This window comes from Bradyrhizobium sp. (assembly GCF_030654605.1).
Classification (GTDB): domain Bacteria; phylum Pseudomonadota; class Alphaproteobacteria; order Rhizobiales; family Xanthobacteraceae; genus Bradyrhizobium.
The window spans coordinates 16,440-33,342 of record NZ_JAURXB010000051.1; the positions used below are offsets into that span (position 1 = coordinate 16,440).

The following is a 16,903-nucleotide window of genomic DNA, read 5'->3' on the forward strand; positions in this document are numbered from 1 at the left end:
GCGGCGTATGGGTCCCGGCTCAAGGCCGGGACGACGGAGTGAGGTATTTTCGCTTGTTCCTTACGTCCCGACCCCATCCGTCACCTTCTCCGCGCCAAAATCCTTCCGCAGCGTCGGCTTGTGGATCTTGCCGGTGGCGTTGCGCGGCAGCGCGTCGACGAATTTGATCAGGCGCGGACGCTTGAAGCGCGCGAGGTTGGCCTCGCAATGCGCGTGAATCTCCGCCTCGGTGACGGCTTGGCCCGGCTTGATCGCGACGATCGCCATGCCGGTCTCGCCCCATTGCTCGCTGGGAATGCCGATCACGGCGGCTTCGGCGATCGCGGTGAGCTGGTGCAGCACGTTCTCGACCTCGGCCGGGTAGACGTTCTCGCCGCCTGAAATGTACATGTCCTTCCAGCGGTCGACGATGTAGTAGAACCCCTCGTCGTCGATCCGCGCGGCGTCGCCGGTATGCAGCCAGCCGTCGGTGAATGACGACGCGTTGGCGTCCGGCCGGTTCCAGTAGCCCGGCGTGATGTTCGGCCCCTTGACCCATAATTCGCCGAGTTCGCAGACGCCGGCGTCCGACCCGTCGGGCCGCACGATCCGCACCTCGGTATGCAGCACCGGCTTGCCGGACGAGCCGGCCTTGCGCACCGCGTCTTCCTTGTCGAGCGTCAGTACCGCGGGGCTGGTCTCGGTCATGCCATAGCCCTGCTGCAGCGCGACGCCGCGTGCCTCCCATACCTTCAGCAGCGGCACCGGCATCGGCGCGCCGCCGACGCCGCCGATCGCGAGGCGGCTGAAGTCCGCGCCCGCGAAGGCCGGATGCTGCGCCATGAACTGGTAGATCGACGGCACGCCGAAGAACTGGTTGATGCCGCGCGCGGGATCGCTGATCAGCTGCAGCGCCGCGCCCGGGTCGAACGCGCGCATGATCAGCACGGTGCCACCGGCATGCAGCACCGGATTGGTGTAGCAATTGAGTCCGCCGGTATGGAACAGCGGCAGCACGGTGAGCAGCACCGTCGATGGCGAGATATAGGAGGGTCCGCCGAGATTGACGCAATTCCAGAACGTCATGCCGTGGGTGATGATGGCGCCCTTGGGCTGGCCCGTGGTGCCCGAGGTGTACATGATCGTCGACATGTCATCGAGCGTGACGATTTCTGCCCGGTCGAGCGGCGGCGCCGCCGCGATAGCGGCCTCGTAGGAACCGGCCGGGCCCAGCAGCAGGGTGGATGGCACGCCGCACAGTTTGGCAACGGATAGCGCGACATCGGCCAGCTCGGAATCGTGGATCATCAGCACGGGGGCTGCGTCGCCGACGATGTAGTGCAGTTCGGGCACCGTGAGGCGGGTGTTGAGCGGCAGGAACACCGCGCCGATCCGGCCGCAGGCGAACTGCACCTCCAGCGTATCCGTCGTGTTCAACGCCAGCACCGCGACCCGGTCGCCGCGCTTGACGTTCAGCCGGTCGCGCAGATGCGCGGCCAGCCGCGAAATCCGGCGGTCGAATTGCGCGTAAGTGAAGGTGCGCCCGCTGCCGAGATCGACCACCGCCGGCTTGTCCGGCGTGCGGCGGCCGAAATGGGCGATCCAGTCGTAATGGCGAACCGGCAAGGCTTCCTCCAGGGCTATCGCGGTCTTGGGCCGCGTGATGAATTGGCGAGCGTATCGCATTGTTGTCTTGCGTCGAGTGGCTGGGGTAGGGTGTGGCCACCACTCTCTCAACGTCGTCCCTGCGAACGCAGGGACCCATACGCCGCGGCCCGTCGTGGAACAGCAGGTGTGAGACACCTTCTGCAACAACAGACGACCGGGATTATGGGTCCCTGCGTTCGCAGGGACGACGGATGAGAGAGTTTACTTCAACATCAGTGTCGGCGTGCAGCGGACAGCCAGCCACTCGACGCAAGTTAGCCTGCCGGTTTCCGGCGCATCCTGCGCCGCAACAAGAATCAGGAGCGAAGCGGATGGCGAGCCCATTCTACACCGCCGAACACGAAGCCTATCGCGACGTGGTGCGCCGCTTTGTCGAGAAGGAAATCGAACCCTTCGCCCACGAATGGGACGAGGCGGGCGGGTTTCCGCGCGAGCTTTACGAGAAGGCCGCCGCGATCGGGCTGTTGGGCCTCGGCTTTCCCGAGGAATATGGCGGCACCCAGGTCGACAATTTCATGTGGATCGTCGCGGTCCAGGAACTGGCGCGGGCCGGCGCCGGCGGGGTTTCCGCCAGCCTGAAGAGCAATTCGATCGGCGCGCCGCCGATCGCGCGCGCCGGCACGCCGGAATTCAAGGCGCGGGTGCTGCCGGAAATTCTCTCGGGCAGGAAGATTTCGGCGCTGGCGATCACCGAGCCGAGCGGCGGCTCCGACGTCGCCAACCTGCGCACCACCGCGCGGCGCGACGGTGACCATTATGTCGTCAACGGCGAGAAGACGTTTATCACGTCGGGCATGCGCGCGGATTACATCACCACGGCGGTGCGGACCGGCGGTGCCGGCCCCGGCGGCGTCAGCCTGCTGGTGATCGAAGGCGACACGCCCGGGCTGTCGCGAACGAGTCTCAAGAAGATGGGCTGGTGGGCCTCGGATACCGCGACGCTGCATTTCGACGAATGCCGCGTTCCAGCCGGCAACCTGCTCGGCGAGGAGGGCGCGGGCTTCAAGATCATCATGCATAATTTCAACAGCGAACGGCTGACCATGGCGGCCGGCTGCACCGCGGCGGCGCGGGTCTGCCTCGACGAGGCGACCGCCTACGCCAAGCAGCGCCACACGTTTGGAAAGCCGCTGGCGCAGCATCAGGTGATCCGGCACAAGCTGGTCGACATGGCGCAGAAGGTGGCAGCGTCCCAGGCGATGCTGGAAATGCTGGCGTGGCGGCTCGATCATGGCGAAAGCCCGGTCGCCGAGCTCTGCATGCGGAAGAACCAGGCCACGCAGACCATGGCGTTCTGCGCCTCCGAGGCGGTACAGATTTTCGGCGGCGCCGGCTTCATGCGCGGCATCAAGGTCGAGCGCATCTACCGCGAGGTCAAGGTCAACGCCATCGGCGGCGGCAGCGAGGAAATCATGAAGGATCTGGCGAGCAGGCAGATGGGGTTGTGAATCTTCTCCCCTCCTCCCACGCGCCCTTGCGCGTGGCGGGGAGGGGTCGGGGGTGGGGGGTCTATCAGCGCACACGATTGCCAGTGAATTTGCGGAAGCGCCCCCCATCCCCGACCCCTCCCCACCACTCGCTGCGCTCGCGGGGGAAGGGGTGAAGAAGACGAGCGTCCGGAATGACGAGAATGGATTGGAAAAATGCTATTCACCGCAGAACACGACGACGCCCGCAGCACGCTGCAAAAGTTCATCGCGACCGAAATCAATCCCTTCGTCGATGAATGGGAGAAGGCCGAGCAGTTCCCGTCGCATGAGTTGTTCAAGAAGCTCGGCAGCCTCGGCTTTCTCGGGCTCAACAAGCCCGTCGAGTTCGGCGGCCAGGGGCTCGATTACAGCTATGCCCTGATGATGGCAGAAGAACTCGGCGCGATCCATTGCGGCGGGGTGCCGATGGCGATCGGGGTACAGACCGACATGGCAACGCCGGCGCTGGCGCGGTTCGGCTCGGATGAGGTACGCCGCGAATTCCTGGCGCCGGCGATATCGGGAGATGCAGTGGCCTGCATCGGCGTGTCAGAACCCGGCGCCGGCTCCGACGTGGCGTCGATCAAGACCAGCGCGCGTTCCGACGGCGACGACTACGTCATCAATGGCGGCAAGATGTGGATCACCAACGGCGTCAAGGCCGACTGGATATGCCTTTTGGCCAACACCGGCGACGGGCCGGTCCACCGCAACAAGTCGCTGATCTGCGTACCGATGAAGAGCAAGGGCGTCCAGGTCGCCCGCAAGCTCGACAAGATGGGCATGCGTTCGTCCGACACCGCACAGATTTTTTTCGACAATGTCCGGGTGCCGAAGCGCAACCGCATCGGCGAGGAAGGCATGGGCTTCACCTACCAGATGGTCCAGTTCCAGGAGGAGCGGCTGTGGGCCGCGGCGGCCTGCCTCAAGGCGCATGAACTCATCATCGCCGAGACCATCGAATATACCCGAAGCCGCAAGGCCTTCGGCCAGAGCATTCTCGACAACCAGACCGTTCATTTCAAGCTGGCGGAAATGCAGACCGAGGTCGAACTATTGCGCGCGCTGACCTATCGCGCGGCCGAAGCCCTGATCGCCGGCGAGGACGTCACCAGGCTCGCCACCATGGCCAAGCTGAAAGCCGGCCGGCTCGGCCGGGAATTGACCGACGCCTGCCTGCAGTTCTGGGGCGGCATGGGCTTCATGAACGAGACCCATGTCAGCCGCGCCTATCGCGACAGCCGCCTGACCTCGATCGGCGGCGGCGCCGACGAGGTGATGCTGTCGGTGCTGTGCAAGATGATGGGCACGCTGCCCGGCGCGAAGAAGTAGATAACTTCTTACCCTCCCCTGGAGGGGGAGGGTCGTCTCGCATCGTCAGATGCGAGACGGGGTGGGGTGACGGTCTATCAACTCGCGCACCGTTCGAAACGATAGACTTTCACCCCACCCCGCCGCGCGTTACACGCGCGTCGACCCTCCCCCTCCAGGGGAGGGTGAAAGACATTCCCGAGCCATGAATGGAAACCGATCATGTTCTATGAGCAAAGCCCGAAGGTTAGCGAACTGAAACATCGCCTGCAATCGTTCATGGACCGTCACGTCTATCCGAACGAAGACCGCTTCTACAGGGAAGCCGAGGAGCTCGGGCCGTGGAAGGTCTATCCCGTGGTCGAGGAACTGAAGCCGAAGGCGCGGGAGGCGGGGCTCTGGAACCTGTTCCTGCCGCAGAGCGAACACGGCGCCGGCCTCACCAACCTCGAATATGCGCCGCTCTGCGAGGTGATGGGACGGGCGCATCTGGCGCCCGAGCTGTTCAACTGCTCGGCGCCCGACACCGGCAACATGGAAGTGCTGGCGCGCTACGGCACGCGGGCGCATCAGGAGCGCTGGCTGAAGCCGTTGCTGGCGGGCGAGATCCGCTCCTGCTTCGCCATGACCGAACCGGCGGTGGCCTCCAGCGATGCCACCAATATCGAGAGCTCGATTCGGCGCGACGGCGACGACTACGTCATCAACGGCCGCAAATGGTACACCACCAATGCCACCGACCCGCGCTGCAGGATCTGCATCTTCATGGGCAAGACCGATCCGGATAATCCGGACCGGCATCGCCAGCAATCGATGATCCTGGTGCCGATGGACACGCCGGGCGTCAAGGTCTTGAGGCCGATTCCGGTGTTCGGGTTTTACGGCGTGCCGGACCGCGCCTCGGAAGTGGTGTTCGACAATGTCCGGGTGCCCGCCACCAACATGCTGCTCGGCGAGGGCCGCGGTTTCGAGATCGCGCAGGGCCGGCTCGGCCCCGGCCGCATCCATCACTGCATGCGGCTGATTGGTCTCGCCGAACGGACGCTGGAGAAGATGTGCGTGCGGACCCGAAGCCGCGTCGCCTTCGGCAAGCCGGTGTCGGAGCAGACCGTGACGCAGGAGCGCATCGCGGAATCCCGCATCATGATCGAACAGTCGCGGCTGCTGACCCTGCATGCCGCGCACATGATGGACACCGTCGGCAACCGCGAGGCCAAGGCCGAAATCGCCATGATCAAGGTCGCGGTGCCGAACATGGCCTGCCAGGTGATCGACTGGGCGATCCAGGCCCATGGCGGCGCTGGCACCAGCAACGATTTTGGCCTTGCCGCGGCCTATGCCACGGCGCGGCTGTTGCGTCTGGCGGATGGGCCGGACGAAGTTCATCGCAACCAGATCGCGCGGCTGGAATTGCGGAAGCATAATAATGTGAAGCAGGTGTAGGACATACGCTGCACGAGTGTGGCCGTCCTCTCTCAACGGCGTCCCTGCGAACGCAGGGACCCATAACCACCGGCGCTCGTTGTCGCAGAAGGTCTCTCACACCGAGCTTCATCGTGAAGCCACGGCGTATGGGTCCCTGCGTTCGCAGGGACGACGATAGAGTTGGTCGCTTTCGCGGCTTACCCCGCCGTCCCATATCGCCTCAGCAGCCCCCGCCCGAGCTGCGCCAGGTGCACCTGGTCCGGCCCGTCGCCGAGCCGCATGAAGCGGGCGTACATGTAGGCTTCGGCCAAAAAAGTATCCTGCGAGACGCCGGCGGCGCCGTGGATCTGGATGGCGCGGTCGATGACGCGGGCGGCCATGCTGGGCACCACGACTTTCGCGGCGGCAATCATGTCGCGCGCGGACTTGTTGCCCTCGCGGTCCATCTTTTCGGCGGCGCGCAGTGTCAACAGCCGCGCCTGTTCGATCTCGCACCAGGAATTTGCGATATCCTCGCGCACCGATCCCTGTTCGCCGAGCGCCTTGCCGAAGGCGACGCGGGATTGCGCGCGGGCGCACATCAGTTCCAGCGCGCGCTGCGCGCAGCCGATCAGACGCATGCAGTGATGAATGCGGCCGGGCCCGAGCCGGCCCTGCGCGATTTCAAAGCCGCGGCCTTCGCCGAGCAGGATGTTTTCCGCGGGCACCCGGACGCTGTCATAGACAATCTCGGGATGGCCGACCGGCGCGTCGTCATAACCGAACACGCGCATGTCGCGCACGATGCGAACCCCCGGCGTTTCCCGGGGCACCAGCACCATCGATTGCTGCAAATGCTTGTTGGGATTATCAGGGTCGGTCTTGCCCATCACGATCAGGATCCTGCAATCCTCGCTCATCGCGCCCGAGGTGAACCATTTGCGGCCGTTGATGACATAGTCGCCGCCGTCGCGGTGGATGCTGCACTGGATGTTGGTGGCGTCGCTGGAGGCCACTTCGGGCTCGGTCATCGAGAAGGCGGAGCGGATTTCGCCCGCCAGCAGCGGTTCGAGCCAGCGCTTCTTCTGTTCCGGCGTGCCGTACAGCGTGAGCACTTCCATGTTGCCGGTATCGGGCGCCGAACAATTGAAGATTTCAGACGACCACGAGACGCGTCCCATGATCTCGGCCAGCGGCGCGTAGTCGAGATTGCCGATCCCTGCGCCATGATCGCCGGGCAGGAACAGATTCCAAAGGCCCTCGGCGCGGGCGCGGCGCTTCAGCTCTTCCAGGATCGGCGGCCGGTGATGGCGATGGCCGTTCTCGACCTGCTCCTGATAGAGGCCTTCGACCGGATAGACGTGGCTCGCCATGAACGCCGACAGTTTTCCCTGCAGCTCGATCGCTCTCGCACTGTGTTCAAAATCCATCGGCCTGGCCTTTCCCCGTTGCGGTGAGCTTGCGTCTTGCCGGCGCACCGTCTTGTGTCGACTAGCTGATCAGCGCGTAAACGCAAGATGCCGGCGCTCGTTTCTTCCAGATTGAATCCAACGCCTGCGCAAGTTCGCACGCCAAGGGTTCGACGTAACCTGGAGAAAAACATGACATCGCTCAACCGCCGTTCCCTGCTGGCCGGCTCCGCCGCGGCCGGTGTTGCAGCACTTGCCGGCCCCGCCCGCGCCCAGGAGACCCCCGGCGTCACCGCCACCGAGATCAAGATCGGATGCACCACGTCGCTGAGCGGCCCGGTCTCGGCATTGGGCACCATCGCGCGCTGCTCCGATGCCTATTTCAAGATGATCAACGAGCAGGGCGGCATCGCCGGCCGCAGGATCAATTTCATCTTTTATGACGACGCCTTCAATCCGGCCAAGACCGTCGAGCAAACCCGCAAGCTGATCGAAAGCGACAATGTCGCTTTCCTGTTCTCGATGCTGGGGACGTCGCCGAATTCGGCCGTGGTCAAATACATCAATGCGAACAAGGTGCCGCATCTGTTCCTGTCGGTGAACGGCGACAAATGGGGCGACTACCAGACCTATCCCTGGACCATGGGGTTTGCGCCGAGTTCGCGCACCGAAGCCCAGGTCTTCGCCAAATATGCGCTCAGCCAGAAGGCCGATGCGAAATTCGCGCTGCTGTACCAGAACGACGATCTCGGCAAGGATTTTGTCGCCGGCCTGAAGGACGTGCTCGGCGCGCAATACGAAGCCCGGGTCAAGGCGGTGTCCTACGAAGTCACCGATCCCACGGTCGATTCGCAGATCGTCACCCTGCGCGCCAGCGGCGCCGACGTGCTGATTTCCGGCGTCACCGCGCGGTTCGCGGCACAAGCGATCCGCAAGGTGTTCGAGCTGGACTGGAAGCCAATGCATTTCGTCACCAGCGGCGCCTCGTCGGTGTCCTCGACGATCATGCCGGTCGGGCCGGAACGCGCGCTCGGCCTGATCACCTCGACCTACATCAAGGACCCCTCGGACCCGGCATGGGCTGACGACGCCGGGATGAAGGACTATTTTGCCTTCATGGCGAAATATTATGGCGACGGGAATCCGAAGGAGTTCCTCAATGCCTATGGCTACACGGTCACCTCGGTGCTGCGTAAATTGCTGGAGCAGTGCAACGGCAATTTCTCCCGCGCCAGCATCATGGCGCAGGCCAACAACCTGAAAAACCTCGAGGTCCCGACGCTGTTGCCGGGCGTCCGCGTCAACACCAGCCCGACCAACCATCATCCGCTGCGCCAGATGCAGCTGCAGCGCTGGGACGGCAAGGGCTATGCCCGCTTCGGCAGCATCATCGAGGGCGCGAATCTCTGATCGCGCAGTCCGAAGCACAAAGATATCGTTGCGAATGGCGCACCGGCGCTCCAAACTGGGTTGAATCAGGAAAAGGAAGCGCCGGATGATCACGCTCTATCATTGCCACGCCGCGCGCTCGTTCCGGCCGGTGTGGATGCTGGAAGAGATGGGGCTGCCCTACGAGCTGAAAATGCTGCCGTTCCCGCCGCGGGTGTTCGCCAAGGAATACCTCGCGATCAACCCGCTCGGCACCATTCCGTTCATGATCGACGGCGATACCAAAATGACGGAGTCCACGGGCATCTGTCACTATCTCGGCACCAGGCACGGGCCGACGCCGCTGGTGGTCGCCGTCGATGAGCCGGCCTATGGCGCGTTCCTGAACTGGATGTACTTTAGTGACGCGACGCTGACCTTTCCGCAAACGCTGGTGCTCCGCTACGCCCAGCTCGAGCCCGAGGAACGGCGCAATCCGCAGGTGGCTGGCGATTACGCCAAATGGTTTTTGGGCCGGCTGCGGGCGGTCGAGGCCGCCACCGCCAACGCGGAGACGCTGGTTGCCGGGCGCTTCACCGCCGCCGATATCGCGATCGGCTACGCGCTGCGGCTGGCGGAAAACATCGGGCTTTCCAGGGATTTTGGGCCCAACGTCGCAGCCTATTGGCAACGCCTGCAGGCCCGCGACGGCTACCAGCGGGCGGTCGCCGCCGAAACGCTGGCGGGCGACCAGCAGAAGGTCGCGCGGCGGAGCTGAATAGCCCCCTCTAGCGAAATTCGTGATGGCCGGGCTTGACCCGGCCATCCACGTCTTTCTTTCTCGCAGCGCCAAAGTCGTGGATGCCCGGGTCAAGCCCGGGCATGACGAGCTTGGGTTGAATCCCGAGCATTTTCCGAACTTTATCGCGGTGACATCCGCCGCGATTTCTGTATTCTGCCGCCTGCTCCGCCAGAGAGCCCGCACAGGCGGCAAGAAGCAGACCTGCTCCCGGGAGGGGACGGAAATGAATGACAGCGCGCGCCGGGAATCCGGCCACCTGATGCTGATTACGCCGGAGCGGGTGTTTTACGCCGGCCTGCTCGGCCGTCCGCGGCAACGCTGCCCGGGTGCGTTTCATGTCTATGTCTCGGTCGAGGCGGGCCTCTGGCTGACCACCGCCACGGGTTACGAAAGCTACGGCGAATTGGCCGTGGTGGCGCCCGATGTGCGTCATACCATCGCCAGCGACCATCGCTCGGCGATCTGCCTCGTCATCGAGCCGGAAAGCGTCCGCGAAGGCGCCTTCGAACAACTCGCCGCGCGGCTTGCGGGAGCCGATGCTCCGTTCTTTGCGCAACGCATCCGCGCCGCCTATCGTGCGTTGCAGCAGCGGCAGCATGGCGACGACATCAGCAACGCCGAATTCGACGCCATGTGCTTCGGCGAAGCGCTGCCGCCGCGTTCGCTCGATCCGCGCGTCATCAAATCGATTGCGCAGATCGGCCGGTTCTGCGGCGATCCGGTGACGGCCGCGAGCTGTGCTGCGGAGGCCGGGCTTTCCTCGTCGCGCTTCCTGCATCTGTTCAAGCAGGAGACCGGCATCTCGTTCCGGGCCTTCCGGGCCTGGAAACGCGCACGGCATCTGCTGCACTTCGCCAACCAGGACCTCAACCTCGCGCATCTGGCGCAGGATATCGGCTATCCCGACTCCACCCATTTCAGCCATTCGATCCGCCGGTTCTATGGACTGAAGCCGCGCGCGATTTTCTCAGGCTCGCGGGATCTCGCGATCTACCGCAGCGAACCCGGCATGCCCTCCGCCGGCTTGCGCCAGGGGCGGGCCTGACGGAACCTGCAATAGCGCATTGACGCAAGAAGCCGGATGAAGCGGGCCGCATGATCCGCCGCGAACATTGGGCGCGCGCGTCCCAGCGACCCGAACCGATCGAAGGCTGATCCAAAGGCTATTCCATGAGCGACAAGGCTGTCATCACCTGCGCGCTGAACGGCGTGTTGACCGACCCGAAGCAGCATCACGTGCCGGTCACCCCGGAGGAAATGGCGCGCGAAGCCAGGGCCGCGTTCAACGCCGGCGCCAGCGTGATGCATATCCATCTGCGCCAGCAGGCGCCGGGCAAGGGACATCTGCCGTCCTGGGAAGTCGCCGTGTCGCGCGAGATCCAGCAGGCGATCCGCGAGGCCTGCCCCGGCGTCATCATCAACCACACGACCGGAACCTCCGGGCCAAATTATCAGGGCGCGCTCGATTGCGTGCGCGAGACCAAACCCGAGATGGCGGCCTGCAATGCCGGCTCGCTGAATTATCTGAAAGTGAAGGCCGACAATACCTGGGCCTGGCCGCCGATGATGTTCGATAACGCGGTCGAGAAGGTGCAGGATTATCTCGATGTCATGAAGGTCGCCAACACGATTCCCGAGTTCGAATGCTTCGACGTCGGCATCGTGCGCTGCGTCGGGATGTACCGGCAGACCGGAATGTATGCCGGACCGCTGGAATACAACTTCGTGATGGGCGTGGCGTCGGGCATGCCGGCCGATCCGGAATTGCTGCCGATCCTGCTGAAGCTGAAATTGCCGGACGCGAACTGGCAGGTCACTGCGATCGGGCGCGCCGAAATCTGGCCGCTGCACCAGCGCTGCGCCGATCTCGGAGGACATTTACGCACCGGGCTGGAGGATACCTTTTATCTCGGCGATGGCACCAAGGTGACGTCGAACGGACAATTGATCGAAGGCATCGCGACCTGCGCGCGCAACGCCGGCCGCGAGATCGCGAGCCCCGCGGAAGCGCGGCAGATTTTCGGGATCGGGCGTTAGGCTAGACTACGTCTAGCCATCATTGCGAGCGAAGCGAAGCAATCCATCTCGCCACGCAAAAGAAGAATGGATTGCTTCGTCGCATCCGCCTTCGCTCGAAGGCGGGCTTCGGCGGACAAGAGCGCTCCTCGCAATGACGAAATGAGGGAGTAAACCGAATGACCAATCTTGCAGCTACCGGCGGCGTACCCGGCCCCGGTCGCATCGGCCGGGTGGCGATCGGCGATCTCCTGAAGAAAGCGGCGGCGCGGTTTCCGGACCGGGTCGCCGTCACCGATGGCGCGCGGCGCGTGACGTTTACCGAGCTCGAGCGCGACGCCAACCGGTTTGCCAATTACCTGGTCGCGCGCGGCCTGAAGCCCGGCGAGAAGATTTCGACCATCTGCAACAATTCGGTCGAGTTCGTCAAAGCGCTGTTCGGCATTCATCGCGCGGGCCTCGTCTGGGTGCCCATCAACACCATGCTCGGCCCCGCCGACATGGACTACATCCTGGATCACGCCGAGGTGCGCTTCGCGTTGATCGACGACAATCTGCATGCCCAGCCGGATCGCCGCGCGGCGCTGCAAAAGCGCGGCATCGACCTGATCGCGGTCGATCTCACCGGCAAGGCAGCTGCGGCCGGACTTGAAGAATTCAACGATCTGATCAAGGGCCAGTCCGGGATTGAGCCCGATATCGATTTCGACGATCGCGATCTCGCGATGATTATCTATACCTCGGGCACCACCTCGCGCCCGAAGGGCGCGATGCATTGCCATCTCGCCGTCGTCATGGCGGTCATGAGCAACGCCATCGAGATGCATCTCGACCGCAATGACGGCATCACCGGGCAGTTTCCGCTGTTCCACTGCGCCGGCCATGTGCTGCTGCTGAGCTATCTCTCGGTCGGCGGCCGCATGGCGTTGATGCGCGGCTTCGACCCCGTGGTCTGCATGGAAGCGATCGTGCGCGACAAGCTCACCGTGTTCGTCGGGCTGTCGCTGATGTACCAGGCGATCCTCGATCACCCCCGCCGGCGGGAGTACGACCTCTCCGGCCTGAAGGCCTGCATCTACACCATGGCGCCGATGAGCCGCCCGCTGCTGGAGCGGGCGATGGCCGACATGTGTCCCAATTTCGTGCTGACGAGCGGCCAGACCGAAATGTATCCGGCCACCACGATGTCGCAGCCGGACCGGCAGCTTGAACGCTTCGGCAATTACTGGGGCGAGTCGCTGATCGTCAACGAGACCGCGATCATGGACGACGACGGCAAGCTGCTGCCACGCGGGCAGGCCGGCGAGCTGGTGCATCGCGGCCCCAACGTCATGATGGGCTATTACAAGGATCCGAAGGCGACCGAAGAGGCCAGAAAATTCGGCTGGCACCATACCGGCGATCTCGCCTTGATCGACGAGCATGGCGAAGTGCTGTTCCTCGACCGCAAGAAGGACATGATCAAGTCCGGCGGCGAGAATGTCGCCTCCGTCAAGATCGAGGAGACGCTGCTGGCGCATCCCTCCGTGCAGAACGCCGCCGTGGTCGGCCTGCCGCATCCGCAATGGGGCGAGGCAGTGTCGGCCTTCGTCAAATTGAAGCCGGGCGCGGTCGCCGACGAGGCCGAAATATCGGAGCATTGCCGAAAACATCTCGGCGGCTTCCAGGTGCCGAAATTCGTCAGGATCGTCGACGAAATGCCGATGACGGCGACCGGCAAGCTGCGCAAGGTCGAACTGCGCCAGGCCTTTGCCGGGCATTTTACGAAAGAGCACGCGTAGTGGCTGTCATTGAATCGACCATCGCCCCTGGTAGCGCGGCCTTTCAGGCCAACCGCGACGGCATGCTGGCGCTGATTGCGCGCATGCGTGGCCTGGAGGAGCGGGCGCGCGCCGCATCGGCCGCCGCCAAGGACCGGTTTCACAAGCGCGGGCAATTGCTGCCGCGCGAACGGGTGGCGCTGGTGCTGGATCCCGGCACGCCGTTCATCGAGCTCTCGACCCTGGCCGGCTACATGTTCGACGTGCCCGACGCCGGCAAGAGCGTTCCCGGCGGCGGGCTGATCGCCGGCATCGGTTTCGTGGCCGGCATCCGCTGCATGGTCTCGGCCAATGATTCCGGCATCGACGCCGGCGCGCTGCAGCCTTACGGCCTCGACAAGACGCTGCGGGTGCAGGAAATGGCGCTGGAGAACAAGCTGCCCTATGTGCAGCTGGTCGAAAGCGCCGGCGCCAATCTGCTGCGCTACCGCGTCGAGGATTTTATCCGCGGCGGCAACATTTTTCGAAATTTGGCGCGCTTGTCGGCCGCCGGCCTTCCGGTGGTGACGGTGACGCACGGCTCGTCCACCGCCGGCGGCGCCTACCAGACCGGATTGTCCGACTACATCGTGATGGTGCGGGGCCGCACCCGCGCCTTCCTGGCCGGGCCGCCGCTCTTGAAGGCCGCGACCGGGGAAATCGCCACCGAAGAGGAACTCGGCGGCGCCGAGATGCACACCAGCATTTCCGGCCTCGGCGACTATCTCGCCGAGGACGACCGCGACGCGCTGCGGATCGCGCGCGATATCATGGGCAATCTGCAGTGGGACCGGCCGGAAGCCGACAAGGCTTCGCACCGCCCACCGCGGCATGATCCCGAGGAGCTGCTCGGCATCATGCCGATGGATCACAAGCGGCCGGTCGACATGCGCCAGGCCATCGCCCGCTTCATCGACGATTCCGATTTCACCGAATTCGGCGCCAATTATGGCCCGGCCACGGTGTGCGGCCACGCCCGCATCGAAGGCCATGCGATCGGCATCATCACCAACAACGGCCCGCTCGACGTTCCCGGCGCCAACAAGGCGACGCATTTCATCCAGGCCTGCTGCCAGTCGCGCACGCCGCTGCTCTATCTCAACAACACCACAGGCTACATGGTAGGTCGAGCCTATGAAGAAGCCGGCATGATCAAGCACGGCTCGAAAATGATCCAGGCCGTCACCAGCGCCACCGTGCCGCAGATCACGATCTATTGCGGCGCCTCGTTCGGCGCCGGCAATTACGGCATGTGCGGCCGCGGCTTCCATCCGCGCTTCTGCTTCTCCTGGCCCAATGCCAGGACCGCCGTGATGGGCGGCGAGCAGGCCGCCGAAACCATGGCCATCGTTACCGAAGCCGCCGCCGCCAGACGCGGCAAGCCGATCGAGAAAGAAAAGATCGACGCCATGAAGGCGCAGATCACCGGCGTGTTCGACGGCCAGATGGACGTGTTCTCGACCAGTGCGCGCGTGCTCGACGACGGCGTGATCGACCCGCGCGATACCCGCAGCGTGCTGGCGGAAGTGCTGGCGATCTGCCGGGAGGCCGAGGCGCGCAGTCCGCAAGCCATGCAGTTCTCGGTGGCGCGGCCATGAAGGTGCAGATGAAGCCGACGCCGTTCTCGAAAATCCTGATCGCCAATCGCGGCGAGATCGCATTGCGGATCATGCGCACCGCGCGCCGCCTCGGCTACGGCGTGGTCGCGGTCTATTCCGACGCCGACCGCGATGCCTTGCATGTGCGGGAAGCCGACGAAGCCATCCGCCTCGGCGAGGCGCTGCCCTCGCAATCCTACCTGAATATCGAAGCCATCATCGCGGCGGCCGAGGCCAGTGGCGCCGATGCCGTGCATCCCGGCTACGGCTTTCTCGCCGAGAACGAGGATTTCGCGCAGGCGTGCCGCGATGCCGGCCTGGTGTTCATCGGGCCGTCGCCCGAATCCATCAAGGCGATGGGCAACAAGGCCGGTGCCAAGGAAATCATGCTGGCGGCCGGCGTGCCCTGCGTGCCCGGCTATCAGGGCGCCGACCAGAGCGATGCCGTCATGCTGGCCGAGGCCGGCAGAACAGGCTTTCCCGTGATGATCAAGGCGGTCGCCGGCGGCGGCGGACGCGGCATGCGGCTGGTCGTGGATGCGGCGGCGTTTCCGGATGCGCTGCGCAGCGCGCGATCCGAGGCGCAGGGCGCGTTCGGCGATCCCACGGTGATCCTGGAGCGCGCCATTGCCGATCCCCGCCACCTCGAAATCCAGGTGTTCGGCGACCGCCACGGCAACGCCATCCATCTCGGCGAGCGCGACTGCTCGGTGCAGCGCCGGCACCAGAAACTGATCGAGGAAGCGCCGTCACCGGCGGTGTCGCCGGAGTTGCGGGCGCGGATGGGCGCGGTCGCGGTCGCTGCCGTCAAATCGATCGGGTACGAGGGCGCCGGCACGCTCGAGTTCCTGCTCGATCGTAGCGGCGAATTCTACTTCATGGAGATGAACACGCGGCTGCAGGTCGAGCATCCCGTCACCGAGGCGATCACCGGGCTCGATCTGGTCGAACTGCAGCTGCGGGTGGCCGGCGGCGAGCCGCTCGGGCTGAAGCAGGACGCGATAGAATTCTCCGGCCATGCCATCGAGGTGCGGCTATGTTCGGAAGATGCCGGCCAGGACTTCATGCCGCAGTCCGGCCGGATGGCGCTGTGGCAGATGCCCGGCGAGATCCGCGTCGAGCACGCGCTGCAATCGGGCTCCGGGATTCCGCCATTCTACGATTCGATGATTGCCAAACTGATCAGCCATGGCGAAAGCCGCGATGCGGCGCGACGCCAGCTCATTCACGGCCTCGAACAGACCGCCGCATTCGGCGTCACCACCAATCAGGCGTTCCTCGCCGCCTGTCTGGCGCATCCGGCCTTTGCAGCGGGCGAAGCGACCACGGCGTTCATCGGCCAGCACCGCGATGCGCTGCTGGCGCCGCGCGCGGATGCGGCTTCGGAGGCGGCGCTGGCGGCGGTGCTGCTCTATGTCACCGATCCCTTTGCGCCGCCGTGGCGCAGTGGCCGGACGCTGGCGTCGACCTTTCCGGTGCCGGCCCGCGTCGAACTCGATCACGGCATCCATGAGCTCGAAGTCGGCCGCGAGCGCGACGGCGGCTATCTCGCCACCGTCGAAAATACGGCCTACCGGATCGAAATCCACGCGCTCGACGGCGACAGCATTCGTTTCAGCAGCAATGGCCTGATGGAATCCGCCAGATTCCTGCGCGACGGCGACCGGCTGTTTGTCCTGCACCGCGGCATAACGATCGCAGTCCGCGACCTGACCCGGGCAGCGCCTGCCACGGCAGCGGCAAACGGCGGCGACGGCAAGGTCCGCGCCGCGATGAACGGCCGCGTCGTGGCGTTGCTGGTCAAGCCTGGCGACAAGGTCGAAGCGGGCCAGCCCGTGATGACGCTGGAAGCGATGAAGATGGAGCATGTGCATACGGCAGGGATCGCGGGCACGATTTCGGCGATCAATGTCGCGGAAGGCGAGCAGGTGACGACGGGGAAGATCGTGGTGGAGATCGAGGCGGCAAAATAGAAATCCCCGTCGTCCCGGCCCAGCGAGCGCCGAGCCGGGACCCATACCGCGTGATCCATCGAATGCAGCAAACTGTTCGACGACCAATCACAACCACAACCACCTGT

12 protein-coding genes are annotated in these 16,903 nt (G+C 64.6%); 10 read left to right on the top strand and 2 right to left on the bottom strand.

Annotated elements, in window-relative coordinates; genetic code table 11:
• Positions 1-60 precede the first annotated feature (60 nt).
• Positions 61-1,605 (bottom strand): long-chain fatty acid--CoA ligase, encoded by a 1,545-nt coding sequence (locus tag Q7U29_RS04400; RefSeq protein WP_304738982.1) that lies wholly within the window; start codon positions 1,603-1,605, stop codon positions 61-63.
• A 353-nt stretch (positions 1,606-1,958) separates the two neighbouring features.
• Here Q7U29_RS04400 and Q7U29_RS04405 point away from each other — a divergent pair, with 353 nt between their 5' ends.
• The 3 genes from Q7U29_RS04405 to Q7U29_RS04415 all read left to right on the top strand — a co-directional run bounded on the left by Q7U29_RS04405 (position 1,959) and on the right by Q7U29_RS04415 (position 5,870).
• The gene (locus Q7U29_RS04405; protein ID WP_304738932.1) at positions 1,959-3,095 is read left to right on the top strand and encodes an acyl-CoA dehydrogenase family protein; all 1,137 of its coding nucleotides are present in this window, start codon (positions 1,959-1,961) and stop codon (positions 3,093-3,095) included.
• A 195-nt stretch (positions 3,096-3,290) separates the two neighbouring features.
• Positions 3,291-4,448 (top strand): acyl-CoA dehydrogenase family protein, encoded by a 1,158-nt coding sequence (locus Q7U29_RS04410; protein WP_304738935.1) that lies wholly within the window; start codon positions 3,291-3,293, stop codon positions 4,446-4,448.
• 201 nt (positions 4,449-4,649) lie between these two features.
• A complete protein-coding gene (locus tag Q7U29_RS04415; RefSeq protein ID WP_304738938.1) occupies positions 4,650-5,870 on the top strand; it encodes an acyl-CoA dehydrogenase family protein in 1,221 nt (406 codons plus the stop codon).
• Positions 5,871-6,049: 179 nt separating this feature from the next.
• Here the strand turns inward: Q7U29_RS04415 and Q7U29_RS04420 are convergent, their stop codons facing one another.
• Positions 6,050-7,261: an acyl-CoA dehydrogenase family protein gene (locus Q7U29_RS04420; RefSeq protein WP_304738940.1), complete on the bottom strand. Its 1,212-nt coding sequence runs from the start codon at positions 7,259-7,261 to the stop codon at positions 6,050-6,052.
• Between the two features lie 171 nt (positions 7,262-7,432).
• On the opposite strand from Q7U29_RS04420, the gene Q7U29_RS04425 reads away from it, so the two are divergent.
• From Q7U29_RS04425 to Q7U29_RS04455, 7 genes are all read left to right on the top strand, one after another.
• A complete protein-coding gene (locus tag Q7U29_RS04425) occupies positions 7,433-8,650 on the top strand; it encodes an ABC transporter substrate-binding protein (RefSeq protein WP_304738941.1) in 1,218 nt (405 codons plus the stop codon).
• A gap of 85 nt (positions 8,651-8,735) precedes the next feature.
• Complete coding sequence (locus Q7U29_RS04430; RefSeq protein WP_304738942.1) at positions 8,736-9,386, top strand: glutathione S-transferase family protein; 651 nt, start codon at positions 8,736-8,738, stop codon at positions 9,384-9,386.
• A gap of 247 nt (positions 9,387-9,633) precedes the next feature.
• The gene (locus Q7U29_RS04435) at positions 9,634-10,455 is read left to right on the top strand and encodes an AraC family transcriptional regulator (protein WP_304738943.1); all 822 of its coding nucleotides are present in this window, start codon (positions 9,634-9,636) and stop codon (positions 10,453-10,455) included.
• 125 nt (positions 10,456-10,580) lie between these two features.
• Positions 10,581-11,447: a 3-keto-5-aminohexanoate cleavage protein gene (locus Q7U29_RS04440; RefSeq protein WP_304738945.1), complete on the top strand. Its 867-nt coding sequence runs from the start codon at positions 10,581-10,583 to the stop codon at positions 11,445-11,447.
• Positions 11,448-11,605: 158 nt separating this feature from the next.
• Complete coding sequence (locus Q7U29_RS04445) at positions 11,606-13,207, top strand: AMP-binding protein (protein ID WP_304738947.1); 1,602 nt, start codon at positions 11,606-11,608, stop codon at positions 13,205-13,207.
• On the top strand, positions 13,207-14,823 hold the full coding sequence (locus Q7U29_RS04450; protein WP_304738949.1) for an acyl-CoA carboxylase subunit beta: 1,617 nt from the start codon (positions 13,207-13,209) through the stop codon (positions 14,821-14,823). Before Q7U29_RS04445 ends, Q7U29_RS04450 begins: the two co-directional genes overlap by 1 nt.
• Positions 14,820-16,796, top strand: coding sequence for an acetyl-CoA carboxylase biotin carboxylase subunit (locus tag Q7U29_RS04455; RefSeq protein ID WP_370691695.1), 1,977 nt, complete (start codon positions 14,820-14,822; stop codon positions 16,794-16,796). The genes Q7U29_RS04450 and Q7U29_RS04455 overlap by 4 nt, the downstream gene beginning before the upstream one ends.
• The last annotated feature ends 107 nt before the right edge of the window (positions 16,797-16,903 follow it).